The organism is Arthrobacter sp. PAMC 25486, assembly GCF_000785535.1.
Classification (GTDB): domain Bacteria; phylum Actinomycetota; class Actinomycetes; order Actinomycetales; family Micrococcaceae; genus Specibacter.
This window is the reverse complement of the sequence record NZ_CP007595.1, coordinates 2,764,308-2,782,083: the sequence shown is the minus strand read 5'-3', so window position 1 is coordinate 2,782,083 and position 17,776 is coordinate 2,764,308. Positions and strand designations below refer to the sequence as shown.

Sequence of the window (17,776 nt, the reverse complement as noted above, 5' to 3'; positions counted from 1 at the left end):
CCGCACCCCGCATAAGGAATTAACCATGGATTCAGCAGGAGCGTCGTTCGCGCAACGGGCCCGCACGATCTTGAATTTTGCCGCGCCCAAACTGCTCCAGTTTGTCTTCGTCATCTGGGCAACATACACAGTGACGTTCCTGCTGATCCATTTTCTGCCGGGCGACCCCGTCCTGGCGGCGCTGTCCCTGAAGGGCGGCGATGCAACCACCACGGACCCGGCCGCACTGGAACGCCTGCGCGTGCAATACGGCCTGGACGGATCCCTGTGGACCCAGTACTTCAGGCACCTGGGCGGTGTGCTCACAGGTGACTTTGGCACGTCCATCTCCACCGGCCAGCCCGTCGCGACCATGATCGGGCGGGTCATCCCGCACAGTGCCGCCATCGCCGGCCTGGCGCTGGTGATCGGCATCTTCCTGGCAGTGCTCGTCACCTACCTGGCCTACCTGACGCGGTCCAACTGGCTGCGCCAGACCCTGATGCAGATCCCACCCCTGGGTGTCGCCATCCCCGCGTTCCTGACCGGCCTGATCCTGATCAGCGTGCTGTCCTTTGGGCTCGGCTGGTTCCCGTCCTCCGGAACACGGCACCCGCTCAGCGTGGTCCTGCCCTCGGTCACCCTGGCCCTGCCCGTCGGAGCCATCTTCTTCCAGGTGTTCTCCGCTGCCGTCTTTGAGGCGGCCAACGGTGCCTATGTTTTCACCGCCGTCGCCAAGGGCCTGTCCCCGCGCCGCATCTTCACCCGTCACGTGCTGCGAAACTCCCTGCTGGCCTCAATCACCATCCTGGGCCTGCAGATCGGTTACCTGGCCGGCGGAACGGCCGTGGTGGAAACCGTCTTTTCCCGTGACGGTATCGGCCGCATGACGGTCGACGCCGTCCTGTCCCGCGACATCAACGTCATCCAGGGCGTCGTCATTGTGGTTGCGATCGTGTATTCGCTTGTCAACCTGATCGTGGACCTTTGCTACGGCCTCATCGACCCGCGCATCCGACCCTCCCTGACCACGAAGAAAACCCTGGGAACCAAGGCAACGCCGGACGCACCCAAGCCCACCGGGCCGACCGATCCTGCAAGGAGCGAGGCATGAGATTGTTCAAGAAACCCGGGCTGCTGATCTCCGCCGCCTTCCTGCTACTCGTCCTGCTGGCCGTGGCCGTCCCCGCCCTTTTCGCCACCCACAGCCCGTTGGAGGGCGTCGCCGCCCAAAAGCTGCAGCCACCCGGTGCCGAACACTGGTTTGGCACCGACCACCTCGGCCGGGACGTGTACTCGCGCGTGGTGTACGGGGCACGCCTGTCCGTCGCCGCAGCCGGCCTTGCCGTGGTGATCGGCGTTGCCGTGGGCGCCATCGTCGGTTTGATTGCCGGTGCGGTTGGCGGGAAGACCGACTTTCTCATCATGCGCGTCGTCGACGTCTTCATCGCCGTCCCCGGCATCCTGCTGGCCCTGATCGTCGTCGCCTCCCTGGGCTTCGGCCCATGGTCCGTGGCCGTCGGGGTGGCCCTGGGTGCGGCCGGATCGTTCGCCCGCGTCATGCGTTCCCAGGTGTTGCGCGTGCGCAACGAGGAATACGTGGAGGCGGCCGGGGCGCTCGGTGTCCGCCGCGGCACCGTCCTGGCCACCCACGTGCTGCCCAACGCCTCACGGCCCGTCATCTCCATGGCGGCCCTGGAAATGGGCACCGCGATCCTGTCAGTATCAGCCCTGAGCTTCCTGGGCTTTGGCCCGCAGCCGCCCACCCCCGAATGGGGATCACTGGTGGCGTCGGGCCGTGAATTTGTAGCGACAGCCCCCTGGCTCAGCATCATGCCCGGTGTGGTGATTGTCGCCGTCGTACTTGCCGTGAACCGTGTGGCCCAGCAAATAGGAGCAGCCAAGTGACGCCCCAACCCGTCAACACGCCCCCCGCAGTCCCGGCGGACGAGCGCATCCTGTCGGTCAACGGACTGCACGTGGACTACGTCAGCGCCGGAGAGCGCTTCCCGGCCGTGCGCGGCGTCAGTTTCTCCATACCGCGCGGGAAAATCGTGGCGATCGTGGGTGAATCCGGCTCCGGCAAAAGCACCATCTCACAGTCGCTCATCCGCAGCCTGTCCACGGGGGGCCGCATCACGGCCGGCACCATCATGTTCGACGGCGCCGACCTCGCCTCCGCGGGCGAGAAGACGCTGCGGAACATCCGCGGCGCACGCATTGGCTTTGTGCCCCAGGACCCCAGCAACTCGCTCAACCCGCTGATGAAAATCGGGGAGCAGATTGCCGAAGCCCTGCGCCTGCACGGCAAGTCCAGCAAGTCGGCCGCTGCCGCCAGGGCTGTGGAGATCCTGGATGAAGTAGGGATCCCCGACGCCCCCGCCCGTGCCGGCCAATACCCGCACCAACTCTCCGGCGGCATGCGCCAGCGGGTGCTGATCGGCATGGCCTGGGCATGCAACCCGGACCTCGTCATCGCCGACGAGCCCACCAGCGCCCTCGACGTCACCGTCCAGCGGCAGGTGCTCGACCGCATGGAACGGCTCGCCGCCGAACGCGGCACCGCCGTCCTGCTCGTCACCCACGACCTGGCCGTGGCCGCGGACCGTGCCGATGAAATCCTGGTCATGCAGCACGGCCGGATCGTGGAAGCGGGCAGCGCCCAGGACGTCCTCGCCAACCCCGCACACGAATACACGCAGCGGCTCGTCGCCGCAGCCCCCGGACTCAACAGCGCCCGGCTGCAGGCACAGCCCCTGCCCAGCGGCAGCGCGGGACCGCTTGGCAGCTCCCTCTTTGCGGGAAGGGACGCAGCCGTCGCACCGGGCGTGCCGGTCCTGGAAGTACGCAACCTGGTCAAGACCTTCGCGCTGCGCACCCCCGGGGCGCCCGCCAGCATCCTGACGGCCGTCAACAACGTCTCCTTTGCCGTGGAACGCGGGCAGACGCTCTCGATCGTTGGCGAGTCCGGCTCCGGCAAGACCACCACGGCCCGCATTGCCGCCCGCATCGCCGGCGCCAACTCCGGAACCGTCCTGTTCGACGGCGAGGACGTCACGGAACTGCGCGGGGAGAAACTGCGCCAGCTGCGCCGCCGCATCCAGGTGGTATACCAAAATCCCTTCGGTTCCCTTGACCCGCGCATGAGCCTGGAGAAGATCATTACCGAACCACTGCGTGCGTTCAAGCTGGGGGACCGCAAACGGCAGGCCGAGGCGGCCCGAGAGCTGCTGGAATGCGTCCAGCTCTCTCCCGACCTCATCAACCGGCGCCCCGGGCAGCTTTCAGGCGGGCAGCGCCAACGCGTTGCCATCGCCCGTGCCCTGGCCCTGGGCCCGGAAATGATTGTGCTGGACGAGCCCGTCTCCGCGCTGGATGTCTCCGTGCAGGAACAAATCCTGCAACTGCTCGTGGACCTGCAGTCCCAGTTCAACCTGAGCTACCTGTTCATCTCGCACGACCTGGGGGTGATCCGCCAGGTCTCGGATCAAATCCTGGTGATGCGCTTTGGTGATGTGATCGAGGCCGGCCCGGCCGAGCAGATCCTCAACGCCCCGGCCCAGGCCTACACGCGCGAACTGCTCGAATCCATCCCGGGGCAACTCCAGGGCGCGCCGTGAGCGGGGCAGAGTTCCGCAACGTCGACGCCCTGGGCGCCACCTACGGTGCCTACAGCCACCTGGCCGAGGTGAACGGCGTCGTATATTCCTCCGGGATCGGGCCCTTTGACGCCGCCACCGGCAGCATTCCCGAAGGGATTACGGCACAGGCTGAAGCCGTGGTGGACAACCTGGAACGCGGCCTGGCCGATGTGGGCCTGACCCTGCGGGACGTGGTCAAGGTGACTGTCATCATTGAGGACTTCGCCGTTAACTTTCCCGCGGTCAACGCCGTCTACGCCCGCAGGTTTCCGCAGCCCTACCCGGTGCGGACCGTGCTGGGCGCCGCGCTGCCCGGGCCGCTTGTGGCCATGGACATCACCGCCGTACGCCCGCAACCGGGCCGCGGCGGCAACAAGGAAACCGATTCCACGCAAGAGGAGAAATGATGGGCTTCCGCCACGTTCCCGCAGCCGAGCTGCACCTGCACATTGAGGGCACCCTGGAGCCAGAGTTGATTATGGAACTTGCCGCCCGCAACGGTCTCACCCTGCCGTTTCCCACGTTGGCGCAATTGCGGGCCCAGTATGAGTTCACCGACCTGCAATCGTTCCTGAACCTGTACTACGCCAACATGGCTGTGCTGCGCACGGAAGCCGACTTTGCAGACATGACACGCGCCTACCTGGCCCGCGCCTCCGCCGGCGGCGTGCGTCATGCGGAAATCATGTTTGACCCGCAGGCGCATGTGGTCCGGGGTGTGCCACTGGCTGCAGTGGTCAACGGCATCGCCAGTGCCCTGGCCGCCTCAGAGCAGGAATTTGGCATGACCACGGGCCTGATCGCGGCGTTCCTGCGGGACGAAACGGAAGAGGACGCGCTGGAGATCCTCGAGCAACTGCTGGCCATGGATGCGCCCATTATTGGCATCGGCCTTGACTCCGCCGAAGTTGGCAACCCGCCAACGAAGTTTGTGCGCCTCTACGACCGGGCGCGTGCGGCAGGACTGCACCTGATCGCTCACGCCGGCGAAGAGGGCCCGCCCAGCTACGTCACCGACGCACTGGACCTGCTGGGTGTTGAACGGATTGACCACGGCATCAGGTCCATGGAGGACCCCGCCCTGGTGCGACGCTTGGCCGCCGAACAGGTTCCCCTGACGGTGTGCCCGCTCTCCAACGTTCGCCTGCGAGCCGTGGACACCCTGGCGGAGCACCCGCTCCCACAAATGCTGGCGGCCGGACTAAACGTCTGCCTCAACTCCGATGACCCTGCCTACTTTGGCGGGCACGTTGACGTGAACTTCGCCGCCCTTGAGACTGAGTTTGGCTTCGATGCCGACACAGTTGCCACCCTCGCCGGCAATTCCATCCGGTCATCCTTTGCCGACGGCGACCGCAAGGCCGCCCTGCTGACCGAGCTCCAGGAGTGGCGTACGCAGCAGGGCTGAGGCGGCCTATTCGCAGCCGACTCCGTCGCCATCGCCGTCGAACTTGGACAGGAATCCTGGCTCTCCGGCATGGATCGGTGCCGCGCCTGCAGCACGGACAGCCGAGCAGTTTTGGTAGTACGGCTCAGGACCCGGCACCTCCACGAATGGTGCCGGCGCGGGAACCTCCACCGGAGGGGCCGGCTCAGGAGCGGGCTGCGGCGCGGCCTCAACCGGAGCCACGGGGGCGATCGGGGCAGGCGGGGGCAGGATGACCGGCTCGGCCGGCGGTGCTGCCGGGGGAGGTGTCTGGTTGGTGGGTGCAGCAATGTCTGCGCAGTCGCCAAGGACCCTGGCCATGGCATCATGTTCGGCCTGTGTCACCCACAGGGAATAGCTGGCCTTGACCGAAATCTGCCGGGCCACATACTCACAGCGGTAGGACTTGTTCGGCGGCAGCCAGGTGGCGGCATCGCCGGCACCCTTTTGCTGGTTGCTGGGGCCGTCAACAGCCAACAGGTTCAGGGGATCATTGCCAAAGGCTGTGCGCAGTTCAGGGGAGAGCTGCTGCGCACCCTTCTGCCACGCATCGCTGAGCGCCACCACGTGGTCGATTTGCACGGCACTGCTGGTCCCCGTACCCCGCACGAAATCAATGGTGGTGGCCGTGTACGGATCGGCCAGCACCCCGGTCAGCACCACGCAGTCGCGCGTCCCCGGCTTGAACGTCTTCTCGCCCAGGTCCCGGCCGAGGATGTCGTTGCGGGTGTCGCAGCCGTTCCTGTCGACGTCCGCCCACGCCTGTCCGAACTCCGCGCGGCTGTACCCGGTCTTGGGTGCGCGGCCCTTGATGGGCAGTGTTGCCAGCACGTTCAGCGCCGTCGCCGCATACTCGGGCTGCACCACTCCGGCCAAGGTCGCATCGCCCGCATCCGGCACTGTGTCCCCGTCAAGGGGTGCGGCGTCGTCGGGCTCCGACGCTGGCTCCTTTGTTTGGCTTGGGCTCGTGCTGAGCGACTCGGGCGCTGCGGCGCTGGCGGAGCTCGTCGCAGCCGTGTTTGCCGAGGCCAAGCCCGACGCCGGATCCGCCTTGGCCTGGGACACGCCGCCGCACGCCGTGGTCATGAAAAGGACGGAGGCGAGGGCCGACGCCATGATGAAGTCGGTGGCACCCCAAGTACGGGTCGTGCGTAGAGCGGACAAAGCGTAGTTCTCCCTAGGTTCCAAGAGTTGGTTTCTTCCAGCCTACCGGGCGGGTCTGACACCAACGTTGGCACCCGTTACCTGCCCTTCGTCGAGATGTCAGATGACGCCCGCTCCGCAATGTCCAAGCATTGATCGGCAGGGCGTCATCGCACATCTCGGCAAATGGCGGAGGGCGTGATCGCACATCTCGACCGGGAAGGCAGGGCGTCATCGCACATCTCGGCGGGGTGGGGAGGGGGTGGGGAGGGGGTGGCGGGGTGGCGGGGTGGGGATTGTCAGGCGGTTACCTCGGTGAGGATTTCGCGCAGGATTTCCTCGCCCGCCAGGACACCCCTGACCGAGGTGAGCCGCAGGTTCGAAGCCAGCCAGCCGGCGTCGTGCAATTCACCGTGGAGGGGACGGAAGGCGAGGTCTGCAGCCGCCAGCATGTCCTGGTCCAGGAGGGAATCGCCGGCGGCAATGACGGTGCCGGAGCCGGTGCGCCGGGCAACCTCGGCGAGGGCGTCTGACTTGTTGATGGGCAGCGGCACGCAGTACAGCTTGCGCCCCTGTACCGACACGCCCCAGCCGGCCCCGGCACACAGCTCCACGAGGTCCGCGAGGAAGGAGTCCGGCATGACGGCGCGGTCGATGATGGCGTAGGCGAAGAGGTCCTCGGCCCGGCGCAGGCGCAGGATCCACGGCGCAAAATCAGGGTTGGACAGGTGTGCCTCGATGGTTTCCAGCGGTGCGCAGGCCGCCGCCATCCGGGCGGTCAGCTGCGCATTCCAGTGCGCATCCGGCACGCCATGGTGCAGCAGCACGCCGCCGTTGGACGTCACAGCGTAGTCAGGCACCGGACCGGGCAGCTGCACCCGCTCATATTGGGCTTGGGTACGGGTGGTGACGGGCACGAACACGGCCGCCGACTTCAGTTCGAGCAGCAGCTCCTGGGCCGTGCGCGTCATGAAGGAGAGCGGGGCGCCGTCGTACACCTCGGCCACCACCATGGCCGGGGCGTCCTTGTCGGCGCCCGTGAGCCAGAGGGCGTTTTTGGAGTAAATCAGTGTGCGATCAAGGTCGCAGGCGACGAGGTGGGTGGCGCTCATGCGTGAGGCACCGCCCTGCCGTCGGCGCCGACGGCGCTCTTGTCGAAGGCGGGGTGGATCAGCCCGACACAGCTGTATGGCAGGCCCGGCACTTCCTCCACAGGGGTGCCCCGCTGTTCGGCCAGCAGCAGGACGTGTGCGACGTCGGGCCGCGCCTCAGGGTTGACCAGCACCTTCCACGGCACCCGCCGCAGCAGCACCCGGGTGGTCTCGCCCACGCCCGGCTTGACGAGGTTGACGTTGTTGATGCCGTACTCGACGCTGATCCGCTCCACAGCTTCCCAGCCAACCCAGCTGGGGACGGGCGCTTCGTCTTGGTGCGCGGCGGTGAGCCGGTCCACCTCCGGGCGGAGCTGGAGGAAGTGGCGTGAAATTGCGTCCAGGAAGTCGTTGGAAACGTCGCTGGGGGCCAGCTCGGAGTAGAACTTGGCGCCGTGGAAGTCTTGCGGGTCAATGTGGTCAATGTTGTACACGGTGCGTGAAACCAGCCCCGACACCGTGGAATTCAAGCAGGCTGAGGGGATCAAATAGTCCTCACGGGTGCCAAACATCGATACGCAGTGCCCCGGATCGGCCAGCACCGCAAGGTCGTCGGGGAAACGGGTCCCGGTCTTGGCAGCAAAATCATCCAATGCCGCCGTGAGCTCCCGGGAGATGGCTCCCTTGCCCGTCCAGCCGTCAACGAAGAGAATTCGGGCCGGGTCAAAATTGGCGGCCAGGTAGCGCAGTGCCGTTTTATCCAGGCCAACGCCGCGCACAATGCTCATGGTGAAGTGCGGCAGCTCGATCCCGTGAATTATCTGGGCCCAGCGGCGCATCAAAATCCCGATGGGGGTGCCCGCCCTGGCCAGCGAGACCAAGACGGGATGCCCGTCCCGGGCCGCCAACGCCAGCTCGGTCACGACACCAACGGCCGTGGCAATCCGCTCCCCGGCCCGCTCCACGGCATCCGCATACAGTGCCTGGTATTCGGGGCTGGGTGTGTATTCCACTGGCAGCGACTCGGCGTAGTTCGCCGCCCCGGACTGGATGGCATGCTCACGTTCCGCGGTGGGCGCCTCCAGCACAAGATGGCTCAAATCCTTCAACAGCCAGCTGACTTCCTCCGCCGCATAGGAGCCAAAATCCGGCCCGGTCAGGGGAGTGGGGAGTGGAAAACGGCTCATGGCGCATCCTCTGGTTGGCGGGTGGGTTGTGGGGTGTCAACAGGCAGCAGCACGACGACGACGTCCCCGGCTGCCGCTGTCAGGGCATCTGCCAGTGATGGCAGCGCGGTGCCGGTGGCGTCCAACGGGAACGGATACTTGGAGTCAGCGTTTTTGGAGCCGGCATGGCCCCGGGTCACCGCACTGCGGTTGGTTCCGGGTTCCGGGAACACCACAATGGTGCCCGGCTGTTGGCCTCTGCCGTTGAGGTTGTAGGCAAAACGGACACCAGGGCCATCATTGGTCAGGTCATGGCTGGCGAACGTGAGCGCCCCGGCGATGGCGTAGTCGGCCCTGTCGACGGGGACGATGGGGGAACGCGTGGTGGTGGAAAAGCGCACATCCCGGCCCGGCAGCAGTCGCGTCAGAGCGTGGGCAACGGCCAGGGGCAGGAACATGTTTTCCTCGCAGCCCAGAATCACCAGCGGACCCTGGCAGCCCAGGTTGGCGAGGTGTGTGGCGAGCTGGCCGGCAATCACGGAAATATCGCCCTCCGGAGGAGGCTCCGCATTGCCAAAACGGTCGCTGCGCACGGGAGCAATGTCCGCGCCGGAGAGCTCAAGCATCGACAGGCGCCCGCTGCCTGGCACTGTGCCGTTGGTGCGAGGTTGTGGGGCGGCCTGGTCGGCAGCCGCCAATTCCGGCGTTGCCGCCGGCAGCTCCCGGATGAGTTCCGCAGCCCGGTCCAGGATGTCCGCGCCCAGCTCAATCCAGCCCGTACCGAGTGCCGTCACCACAATTTTGGCGCCCAGCTCGGCGGCCAGGGCGTCAAAGCGGGCGCGGTCGGCGGCGCTGCGCAGGTCGATCAAGGCAGCCACCACATAGAGATCGTGGGGCGACAGGGCATGCAGCTCGCGGATCGTGTTGATGACGGTGGAACCGGTGCTGAACTCGTCGTCCACCAAGACCACGGGCCCGCCGCCGTCCAGCCAGTGCGGGTCCGTGGGCACCATGGCGTGCGAGGTGGCGTGTGAATGCCCCTCTTCAAAGCCCGCCACCGAGTCAATGCCGGGGGTGGCGTGCCGGGTTGAGTGGATGTAGTAGGCGCCCAGGGCGTTGGCCACGAGCCGGCCCAGTCCCGTTGCTGTTTCGGCGTAGCCGATCACGACGGCGTCCGGCACCCGGGTCTCCAAACCCGCCACCTCTTCGCCGAGATGTGAGATGGCGCCCTGCCGCTGGCCGGGCAGACCCTGCAGTGCCGTGCCGAGCGCGGCAGCTGCCTGGGCGAGTGCAGCGGCAGGCGGGCCGGACTGCGGATGGCCGGAGTCGGCGTCGTCCGTCAGGAGCTCATGGGCCACAAAGGCTCCCAGCAAGCCACCGGCGGCCATGACCAGGGCGGGCTCGGTGGGCACGTGCTTGGCCAGCACGGTGGAGACCAGCAGGTGCGCGCGCTTGGGGTTGCGGCGCAGGGCCAGGCCCACCAGGTCCTCAACGGCGATTGCGCTGGTGGGGTCGCTGTGGATGGTGACGGCGAGCCGATCCGCCACGAAACCGCCGCGCCAGGGGGTGCTCACGCCATGCTCACTTCAAGGAAGTCAACGAATGTGACGCCCGCGGCGGCGACACCAAAGGCGTCGGCCCGCAGCAGGGTGCGGCGAGCCCAGGCCTGGTGGGGCTTCATCTCGTTCATCTTGTTCCCGTAGGGGGAGGCCGCGGCGCCGCCGCTCACATTGCCGGCGATGGCCAGGGCGTCGAGGTATTCCTCGTGGCTGACGACGCTCATGGCGTGGACCAAATTGACATGGGTGGGGTGGATGACGGTTTTGCCGAGCAGCCCGTTGGCCAGGTCAAGCTCAATTTCACGGATCAGGGTGTCAAGGTTGGCGGTCATGATGCGCTGGCGCAGTTCCTGCTCCTGCGGGCCTACAAAGGGGGTGACGCGCAGTTGCGGGCGCAGCACCCGTTCCGTATTTGAGTAGTGTTCCCAGACCGGGCCGGAGATGACGAAGCCGCCGTCGGGTCGGCCGAGGACGTTGACGATGTCGCCGATGACGTTGGCCACGACGTGGACGTCGTAGATGCTCAGGTCGCGGGAGCGGCGCAGGCCAAAGGCGCTGGACATGTCGGTGGCGCCGATCCGGACGGAGAGAATGTCCTCACGGTTGGCGTCGAGCAGGGTGTAGATGTTGGTCAGGGCGCCGGCACGGGTCTCCAAGTGGATGATGGCGGCGGATTCCAGGATGGGCATGATGCGCAGCCGATGTGTTGTGCCGGTGCGCCCGTCGAGGCTTTTCCCGTCCAGGCCTTTTCCGTCCAGGCCCAGCTCGGCCTGGATCAGGTGCAGTGCGTCAAGGAAGGCTGCGGCCACACCGGACTCGTTGTCGAACTTGGGGATGACAAAACCCGTCAGCACTCTCGTGGCGGCGCCGGCCCGGCGGGCCACAGACAGCATTTGTTCAGGTGTCCTGACCCTGACAAAAAGCAGCGGCAGGGCGTGCGTGTGTTGTGAGAGCTCGGCCAGCGTGGAGACCACGTTTTCCTCGGCGGCGGGCACGTCGGCGTCGGCAATGGAATCCTCAAGGCACAGCACCATCGACACGCAGCCAAGGTCGCGCTGCCTGATGACGTCCTTGACCAGATTGGGCCGGCTTGCCGGGGTGTACAGCGTCCCGCCCAAGGCCACAGCCAACAGTTCGGGGGCGCTTTGCAACGACAATTTCACGGGCAGGCGGTGGAAGAGCGCCTCGGACGCGGCGGTGGTCAGGGAACGAAAATGTCGCATGGGCCCTTTCAAGCTGTGGGAGGACGGCGCCTGCGGGGACAGTGAATCAGCGCCCGTAAGATGATGCCGGCGCGCTGTGCGTCATGGAAAAATCAAATTCCTGCCAGATTTGGATATCGGGCCAGCTCTGGGGAATAGGTTCGGCACGCAACTCCAACACGTTGCCGACGCGGTGCACCAGCAACACCATTTGGGCGCCGTCGGCCGCGGGCGGCAGGGCCACCGAATGACCCGAAATGAGCCGCACACCCATGGCGGAGCTGCTGCGGTTGATAAAAATGGCGCGGCGGAATTGCCGCACATGGCGCAGGGTCAGCAGTGCGTCCCTGCCGTGATATCCCACCAGCGGCCGGTTGCCGGTGGTCATGACCGAGGTGCCAGCCTTGTGCCCGTCAACGGTTTGCCCGCCGGTCACACGCCGCACGCTTTCCCACGCCACGGCCGTACTTCCGGTAACCACCAGGGTGCCCACGGCCGACTGCAAGGGAGAGAGTCGCAGCAGCCGATCCGTCAGGTTCAGCTCAAACACGTCCGAAATTCCGGGAGCCGGAAACAGCAGCTGGACCTCATGGTCTTCCCGCTTTGCCTTCTCACGCTGCTGCGCCAATTTCTTGGCCCGCCCGCTCAGGTGCGACGCCGGGGCCGCGCCTCCCAGCACCAGGCCGGCTGAGGGTTGTCCGCTGGCTTGGGCGGCGGACGGGGAGCCCGGTTGGCTGGGCGGGGCCGTGGCCCGGGTTTGGGCGGGCGCCAGGTTGAGGGGCTGGCTGTGGCTTGGCGGGGCTGCGGGCCGGGACAACGACAATGACGGTGCGGCGGCCGCGGGGGCTGCTGACTGAACTGCAACCGTTGCAGCGGACTGAGCGGCCGGGGCAGGTCCCGGCTTGCTGCGGCGGCGCAGGTAGGTGATGTCGGGGCGCGGGGTTGAAGAAGCACTCATGAGTTGGCCCTACAGCGCAATCCCGAAGTCCTTGGCGACTCCGGCCAAGCCGGTGCTGTAGCCCTGGCCCAAGGCCCGGAACTTCCAGTCGCTGCGGTGCCGGTACAGTTCACCAAAGATCATGGCCGTAACCGATTCCAGCTTCTCCATGGTCAGGTTGAAACGGACCAGTTCACGGTTGTCGGCCGTGGCGACCCGGATGTGGCTGCTGCGCACCGAGGCAAAAGTGCCCTGACCACGGAATTCCGGGTCAACATAGGCCAGAAAGATAATCTTGGTGATCTCCGCAGGAACCAGATCCAGCTGGACGTCGATCTGTTCCTGGTCGCCGTCGCCGATGAATGTCATGGCCGCGTCGGCGCTCACCAGTTGGTTGAAAAAGACCAGGTGCTCGTTGGAAACAGCCTCCCCGCTGGCATCACACATCAACGCAAAGGGGACCAGCTCGGCCTGCGGGCCGTTGCTGGGGATGGTGTCCCAGCCCATGCCAACCACCACGTGGTCAAGGCCCGGATTCTCGGCGGTCAGGGCCGCATTGGCCCCCGGCACTAGTGTTGCCAACGTTGGCCCTCCAAACGCAATGGGTCCCTTTCGGTCTCTGGTTGATGTAATTGCAGGGCAGCGTCCTGAGCGGAAAACTTGTCCGCCAGGAAACGTCCGTGCGTGGAGAGTTCCTCCACGGCGCCGATGCGGATCTGGTTCAACAGGTCCCCAAGGGTTAGTTCAAGTGTGGCCAGCTGTTCGGCGAACAGGAACGTGGCCGCTGATTCCTCGTCGTGATGTGCCGGCGGGAGCGCCAGGTAAGACTGCAACGGTGCCGGAACGTAGCTGCAGATCATGGCGTTGAGCAGCACCCGCTGTTCGGTGGAACAGCCGCGGATGCTGATGTCCAGCACGGCATCGCGCATGAGGTCGCCCAGCTGGCGCAATTGAGACGTCAGCAGGGGCGGCAGCGCACTGCCGGAGCGGCGCACGGCAGCACGCAGGCTGTCCACCGAAGTGCCCATAGCGGCAATTTCCTCTGCCACGGGGTCCGCCGCAGGAGCCTGCGGCACCTGCGGCGCCGGGCTCCCGCCAAACCTGCCCCCCACAAAACGGCCAATCATTGCACTTACCCTAGTTTCGTCGTCGAGCTTGTCATTTTACTCGCGTTCCGGCTACTCACGATCGGACTGGCGTGAACGCTCCAGGTACGGCTTGGCCTTGGCCAGCCCGTCCTCAAGCGCCAGGACAGTACCTTCCATGTTCTTTGCTGCGCTGGAGCGGAAGCTGTCGATGGCGTCCATGGTCTGGAAGACGTTGTCGAAGGCCTTCTGCAGTGTTTCAACACTGACACCGGAGCTGGCTGCCTGTTCGTGGATGCGCACCGTCTGGTCCTTGAGCATCTCGGAGGTCTTCAGGATCATGTTGTTCGTGGTGGTGTTGATGGCGTCGATCTGGTCCAGCACCATCTTCTGGTTGGCCAGTGCCTGGGCCACAATGACGGCCGTGCGCAGCGCCGAAATGGTGGTGGTGCGGGCCCTGTCAACACCCTTGATGAGCTCAAGGTTGTTCTTGCGGATCAGGTCCATGGCCAGGTAGCCCTGCACCGAGACCGCCAGTTGGGTCAGGATGTCCTGGTGGCGCTGGCGGATGGGGAAGAGCACGTCCGCTTCCAGCTTCTGTGCCTGCTCGATCGCGCCTGAGGCACGCGTTGCGTCGATCTTCTCAACACAGGCGGTGTCCAGGGCCTTGGCGAAAACGGCGTACTCGCTCAGGCTCTGCATGGTTTCCCAGAGCTTGACCTTTTCCCCGGCCAAGGACGCGTTGTCCTTGAGCAGCTCATCCTGGCCGGCCATGAGCGACTTGATGATGGCGTCGAGCTGGACCTGCGCGGACTCGTACTTCTGGAAGTACTTGGCCAGCTTGTTCCCGCCCGGGATGAAGCCCAGGATTTTCCGGCCGGTGCTCAGGTCGGCGTTGTTCGGGGTGAGGTCCTCAACTGTGGTGCGCAGGTCATTGAGCGTGCCGGCCACGTGGGCCTGGGCGCCGTTCCCGCTCTTCTTGGCACCGGCGATTGAGGTGGTGGAGCGTTCCAGCATCCGGCTGGAGGCGTCGGAGGAGGAGGTCATTTCCTGGCCGCCCAGCTTGGAAATGCCATCCACCTTGGTGGTGAACTCGGGGCTGCGGGCATCGACCGTGGCAATCTCGGCAATGAATTCCTTGGCCTGGCGGCTGATCTCTGCCTGGCGTTCCGCCGGAACCGGAACCATGCCGGGGGCTTCGTCAGCCACGACAATTTCAGGGGCATCCGGGGCCTTGAGGACAAGGGCTGTTTCAGCTTCAGAGGGAGGGGTCAAGGGTGTTGTCATGATGAGATCCAATTTTCCTGTCGGTGGTGGATTGTGGGGAGGAGCGGGGACTAGCCCAGCTGCACACCAAAGTCGGCAATCACGCCGGCCAGCCCGGTTGCGTAGCCCTGGCCAACAGCCTTGAACTTCCATTCTGCCCCGCTGCGGTAGATTTCCGCGAACAACATGGATGTTTCGGGAGCGGCGTCTTCGCTCAGGTCGAAACGCACGATTTCTGTATCGTTGCCCTGGTTCAGCACGCGGCAGTACGCCCCGCGGACCTGGCCGAAGTTCTGCCGGCGATCGTCTGCCTGATCGATGGAGACCACGATGACTACGCGCTCAACATCTGCGGCAATCTGGGTCAGGTCAATCAGGATCTGCTCGTCGTCACCGGCACCTTCCCCTGAACGGTTGTCACCCAAGTGGGTGACCGAGCCGTCCTTGGCTGCGGGCTGGTTGTAGAAAATGAAGTCTTCGCTGGAACGGACCTTGCCGTTGGCAGCCACCAGGAGCGCCGAAGCGTCGAGGTCAAAGGGCTCACCGGTGGTGGTGCGCGGGTCCCAGCCCAAACCGACAAGCGCCTTCTGCAGACCCGGGTCAGTCTTCGTCAACGAGAGGTTGTTGCCTTTTGCAAGTGTCAGTCCAGCCATGATTTCATGTCCTTACAGTGTGGAGTTTGGGTGGGATGCGGGTGTGCGGCGAGGGCCGCACACCCGCAGATGCTGCCAATCCGGTGGTGCCAGTGCGGTGGTGCTAGTCCAAAACAATGCCGTAATCGGTGGCGATGCCGTGCAAGCCACTCGCGTAGCCCTGGCCGACAGCGCGGAACTTCCACTCTGCACCATGGCGGTAAATCTCGGCAAAGACCATGGTTGTCTCCGATGCGGCGTCCTCGGAGAGGTCGTAGCGGACCACTTCCGAATCGTTGTCCTGGTTTACGACGCGGCAATAAGCGTCACGGACCTGGCCAAAGTTCTGCCGGCGGGCCTCAGCCTGGTCGATGGAAACCACGATAACAACGCGCTCGATGTCGGGGGAGACCGTGGCGAGGTTGATCAGGACCTGCTCGTCATCACCGTCGCCTTCACCTGTCCGGTTGTCACCCTGATGAACAACGGAGCCATCCTTGGAGGAGAGCTGGTTGTAAAAAATGAAGTCATCGTTGTTGCGGACCTTGCCATTGGCGGTGACCAGAATCGCCGAGGCGTCCAGGTCGAACGCGTCGCCGCTGGTGGTGCGTGGGTCCCAGCCCAGGCCGATCATGGCCATTTGCAGGCCCGGATCGGCCTTGGTCAGGGAAAGGTTGCTGCCCTTGGACAGTGTCAAAGATGCCATGAAAACTAAACTCCTCTAAGTACGAAGCGAGCTATCTGATAAACAGAAATGCTTGATGGAACTGCTTAGTCGAAACTCTATAGGGCGCTGGCTGCCGGCTGGATCAGGTCCATGGCGGTGCGCCCGTTGGCGCGGTCGCCGATGGCTGTGAACTTCCAGCCTGCACCTTCGCGGGAGACCTTGGCCATGATCATGGCCGTATGGGTGCCGGCATCCGTCAGCTGGAAGCGGGCAACCTCGGGGGAGCCGGGGGTCGAATCGTCCACCAGGCGGCAGAACGCGTTCTCGATCATGTCAAAAGTCTGGCGGCTGTAGCTGCTGATGACAAACACGATCTGCTCAACTGCTGCGGACACGCTGGGCAGGTTCACCATGATGGTTTCATCGTCGCCGTCGCCCTCACCCGTCAGGTTGTCGCCCGTGTGCCGGGTCGAGCCGTCCTTGCTGCTGAGCTGGTTGAAGAAGACGGTGTCAATCGCCTTGCCCTGCTTGTCGAACAAGATGGCCGAAGCATCCAGGTCAATGTCGGCTGCCTTCTTCAGGCCGCCAAAGAGGCCGCGCTTGACGGGGGCTGCAGAGTCCCAGCCCAAGCCCATCCGCACCTGGGTGAGTGCGGCGCCGTCGTTCTTCTTCAGTGAAAGGGCCTGGCCCTTTTGCAAACTAAGTCCCATAACGTTTTGCTCCTAATATCTGGGTGTGGAAAATTGTGCCGCGCCTAGCCAACGAGTTGGTCTTGTGTGGCAGGGGTACCTGCCGCGGCGCGTTTGTTGCGGACAATGGAGGACAGGAATGCGGCGCCGATGAAGACCACGCCGATGAGTCCGGTGATGACCTCGTTGATCTCGATGCTGATGGTCAGCAGCAGGATGATGGCGAGGGCGCCGATGGCCCAATGCGCGCCGTGGTCAAGGTATTCATAGTCATCGAGCGTACCTTCACGGACGAGAAAGACGGTGAGTGAACGGACGAAGATGGCACCGATCAAACCGAGACCGAGGGCGATGATGATGGGGTCGGAGGTGATGGCGAAGGCGCCGATCACGCCGTCGAACGAGAACGAGGCGTCGATGACTTCCAGGTAGAGGAACAGCATGAAGGCGGCCTTGCCCACTGCCTTGCCAACGCCCTTGTTGTTCTTCTTTGCCAGGGCCGCGGCTTCGGGGCTTTCGTGCTCATCCTCGTCGCCGTCAACGTTGAACAGATCGCCCAGGCCGTTCACAAGCAGGTAGGTGACCATGCCCAGAATGCCGGCGATGAGCACGTCAATTTCCTTGCCGGGGCGGACCATGGCGGCCGAGGCGACAAGGATCATCAGGGCGATGACAATGGAGGCGCCGTGCAGGCGGCCAATGAACGCGAGCGGCTTTTCCAGCCATTTTAGCCAGTGCAGTTCCCGCTCTTCGAACATGAAGTCAAGGAACAGCATGAGCAGGAAGACTCCGCCAAATGCGGCGATTTGAGGGTGCGCGTCGTGCAGCAGGTAAGCGTAGGAGCCGGGGGTGTGGATGTCGCCCTTTTCCAGGGCCAGCTGGACGGCTTCGATCGGGTTGAGGTTCGCGGTGACGCCCACAATCAGCAGCGGGAAGGCGATGCGCATGCCCAGGACAGCGATCAGGATGCCCACGGTGAGGAACATCGTCTGCCAGAATGCGCTCATCTTTTCCAGGATGCGGGCGTTGACCACGGCATTGTCGAAGCTGAGGCTCACCTCGAGGACACCAAGGATGGCGCAGAGGATAAGCGCTTCAACGCCGCCATAGAAAAATGCGACAGTGAGCGCGACGGCGGTGATCCCGAAGGACCAGCCAAAAGTTCTCATAAACACGCGCTGACAAGCTCCTCTAAAGGTCCTGGGCTACGCTGCCAGGCACCCGTCATTTATGCAGCCGCGGCGTACCGCAGCTCGGGGCCTCCCTTGATCCCCAAATTCCAACTATCTCCAT

At 64.8% G+C, this 17,776-nt stretch carries 18 protein-coding genes; 5 read left to right on the top strand and 13 right to left on the bottom strand.

The window, feature by feature from the left end; all coding sequences use genetic code 11:
• Positions 1 to 25 precede the first annotated feature (25 nt).
• Genes art_RS12785 through art_RS12765 form a run of 5 tightly spaced genes read left to right on the top strand, consistent with a single transcriptional unit; the run spans position 26 to position 5,028 of the window.
• Positions 26 to 1,093 carry an ABC transporter permease gene (locus art_RS12785; protein WP_052136422.1) on the top strand — a complete coding sequence of 356 codons (1,068 nt, stop codon included), beginning with the start codon at positions 26 to 28 and terminating at the stop codon, positions 1,091 to 1,093.
• Positions 1,090 to 1,887, top strand: coding sequence for an ABC transporter permease (locus art_RS12780; protein WP_038465414.1), 798 nt, complete (start codon positions 1,090 to 1,092; stop codon positions 1,885 to 1,887). Before art_RS12785 ends, art_RS12780 begins: the two co-directional genes overlap by 4 nt.
• Positions 1,884 to 3,599 (top strand): ABC transporter ATP-binding protein, encoded by a 1,716-nt coding sequence (locus tag art_RS12775; RefSeq protein WP_038465412.1) that lies wholly within the window; start codon positions 1,884 to 1,886, stop codon positions 3,597 to 3,599. Before art_RS12780 ends, art_RS12775 begins: the two co-directional genes overlap by 4 nt.
• Positions 3,596 to 4,027, top strand: a complete 432-nt coding sequence (locus art_RS12770; protein ID WP_052136420.1) for a RidA family protein — start codon at positions 3,596 to 3,598, stop codon at positions 4,025 to 4,027. The genes art_RS12775 and art_RS12770 overlap by 4 nt, the downstream gene beginning before the upstream one ends.
• A complete protein-coding gene (locus art_RS12765; protein WP_038465410.1) occupies positions 4,024 to 5,028 on the top strand; it encodes an adenosine deaminase in 1,005 nt (334 codons plus the stop codon). The genes art_RS12770 and art_RS12765 overlap by 4 nt, the downstream gene beginning before the upstream one ends.
• 6 nt (positions 5,029 to 5,034) lie before the next feature.
• On the opposite strand, the gene art_RS12760 is transcribed toward art_RS12765, so the two are convergent.
• The 13 genes from art_RS12760 to art_RS12700 form a co-directional block, all read right to left on the bottom strand.
• The gene (locus art_RS12760) at positions 5,035 to 6,210 is read right to left on the bottom strand and encodes a DUF1524 domain-containing protein (protein ID WP_052136418.1); all 1,176 of its coding nucleotides are present in this window, start codon (positions 6,208 to 6,210) and stop codon (positions 5,035 to 5,037) included.
• Positions 6,211 to 6,488: 278 nt separating this feature from the next.
• Positions 6,489 to 7,301: a haloacid dehalogenase gene (locus art_RS12755; RefSeq protein WP_038465408.1), complete on the bottom strand. Its 813-nt coding sequence runs from the start codon at positions 7,299 to 7,301 to the stop codon at positions 6,489 to 6,491.
• Entirely contained in the window at positions 7,298 to 8,467 is a 1,170-nt protein-coding gene (locus art_RS12750) for a cysteine protease StiP family protein (RefSeq protein WP_038465406.1), read from the bottom strand. Before art_RS12750 ends, art_RS12755 begins: the two co-directional genes overlap by 4 nt.
• Positions 8,464 to 10,020, bottom strand: coding sequence for a phosphoribosyltransferase domain-containing protein (locus tag art_RS12745; RefSeq protein WP_052136416.1), 1,557 nt, complete (start codon positions 10,018 to 10,020; stop codon positions 8,464 to 8,466). Before art_RS12745 ends, art_RS12750 begins: the two co-directional genes overlap by 4 nt.
• Positions 10,017 to 11,228, bottom strand: a complete 1,212-nt coding sequence (locus art_RS12740) for an HpcH/HpaI aldolase/citrate lyase family protein (protein ID WP_038465404.1) — start codon at positions 11,226 to 11,228, stop codon at positions 10,017 to 10,019. The genes art_RS12745 and art_RS12740 overlap by 4 nt, the downstream gene beginning before the upstream one ends.
• 46 nt (positions 11,229 to 11,274) lie before the next feature.
• Positions 11,275 to 12,165, bottom strand: a complete 891-nt coding sequence (locus tag art_RS12735) for a hypothetical protein (RefSeq protein ID WP_038465402.1) — start codon at positions 12,163 to 12,165, stop codon at positions 11,275 to 11,277.
• A gap of 9 nt (positions 12,166 to 12,174) precedes the next feature.
• Positions 12,175 to 12,726 carry a TerD family protein gene (locus art_RS12730; protein ID WP_038465400.1) on the bottom strand — a complete coding sequence of 184 codons (552 nt, stop codon included), beginning with the start codon at positions 12,724 to 12,726 and terminating at the stop codon, positions 12,175 to 12,177.
• Positions 12,714 to 13,271: a hypothetical protein gene (locus art_RS12725; protein WP_038465398.1), complete on the bottom strand. Its 558-nt coding sequence runs from the start codon at positions 13,269 to 13,271 to the stop codon at positions 12,714 to 12,716. The genes art_RS12730 and art_RS12725 overlap by 13 nt, the downstream gene beginning before the upstream one ends.
• A gap of 51 nt (positions 13,272 to 13,322) precedes the next feature.
• On the bottom strand, positions 13,323 to 14,516 hold the full coding sequence (locus art_RS12720) for a toxic anion resistance protein (RefSeq protein ID WP_038470057.1): 1,194 nt from the start codon (positions 14,514 to 14,516) through the stop codon (positions 13,323 to 13,325).
• Positions 14,517 to 14,566: 50 nt separating this feature from the next.
• Positions 14,567 to 15,148, bottom strand: coding sequence for a TerD family protein (locus tag art_RS12715; protein ID WP_038465396.1), 582 nt, complete (start codon positions 15,146 to 15,148; stop codon positions 14,567 to 14,569).
• A 103-nt stretch (positions 15,149 to 15,251) separates the two neighbouring features.
• Positions 15,252 to 15,833, bottom strand: coding sequence for a TerD family protein (locus art_RS12710; protein WP_038465395.1), 582 nt, complete (start codon positions 15,831 to 15,833; stop codon positions 15,252 to 15,254).
• Positions 15,834 to 15,910: 77 nt separating this feature from the next.
• Positions 15,911 to 16,504, bottom strand: a complete 594-nt coding sequence (locus art_RS12705) for a TerD family protein (RefSeq protein WP_038465393.1) — start codon at positions 16,502 to 16,504, stop codon at positions 15,911 to 15,913.
• Between the two features lie 44 nt (positions 16,505 to 16,548).
• Positions 16,549 to 17,652, bottom strand: coding sequence for a DUF475 domain-containing protein (locus art_RS12700; protein ID WP_253901599.1), 1,104 nt, complete (start codon positions 17,650 to 17,652; stop codon positions 16,549 to 16,551).
• Positions 17,653 to 17,776: the final 124 nt, after the last annotated feature.

Excerpts from the sequence above, each read along its gene's own strand:
- art_RS12780 (WP_038465414.1), top strand. The coding sequence starts at position 1,090 with ATGAGATTGTTCAAGAAACCCGGGCTGCTGATCTCCGCCGCCTTCCTG.
- art_RS12720 (WP_038470057.1), bottom strand. The coding sequence starts at position 14,516 with ATGACAACACCCTTGACCCCTCCCTCTGAAGCTGAAACAGCCCTTGTC.
- art_RS12700 (WP_253901599.1), bottom strand. The coding sequence starts at position 17,652 with ATGAGAACTTTTGGCTGGTCCTTCGGGATCACCGCCGTCGCGCTCACT.
- art_RS12750 (WP_038465406.1), bottom strand. The coding sequence starts at position 8,467 with ATGAGCCGTTTTCCACTCCCCACTCCCCTGACCGGGCCGGATTTTGGC.
- art_RS12755 (WP_038465408.1), bottom strand. The coding sequence starts at position 7,301 with ATGAGCGCCACCCACCTCGTCGCCTGCGACCTTGATCGCACACTGATT.
- art_RS12710 (WP_038465395.1), bottom strand. The coding sequence starts at position 15,833 with ATGGCATCTTTGACACTGTCCAAGGGCAGCAACCTTTCCCTGACCAAG.
- art_RS12715 (WP_038465396.1), bottom strand. The coding sequence starts at position 15,148 with ATGGCTGGACTGACACTTGCAAAAGGCAACAACCTCTCGTTGACGAAG.
- art_RS12740 (WP_038465404.1), bottom strand. The coding sequence starts at position 11,228 with ATGCGACATTTTCGTTCCCTGACCACCGCCGCGTCCGAGGCGCTCTTC.
- art_RS12785 (WP_052136422.1), top strand. The coding sequence starts at position 26 with ATGGATTCAGCAGGAGCGTCGTTCGCGCAACGGGCCCGCACGATCTTG.
- art_RS12705 (WP_038465393.1), bottom strand. The coding sequence starts at position 16,504 with ATGGGACTTAGTTTGCAAAAGGGCCAGGCCCTTTCACTGAAGAAGAAC.
- art_RS12765 (WP_038465410.1), top strand. The coding sequence starts at position 4,024 with ATGATGGGCTTCCGCCACGTTCCCGCAGCCGAGCTGCACCTGCACATT.
- art_RS12725 (WP_038465398.1), bottom strand. The coding sequence starts at position 13,271 with ATGATTGGCCGTTTTGTGGGGGGCAGGTTTGGCGGGAGCCCGGCGCCG.
- art_RS12735 (WP_038465402.1), bottom strand. The coding sequence starts at position 12,165 with ATGAGTGCTTCTTCAACCCCGCGCCCCGACATCACCTACCTGCGCCGC.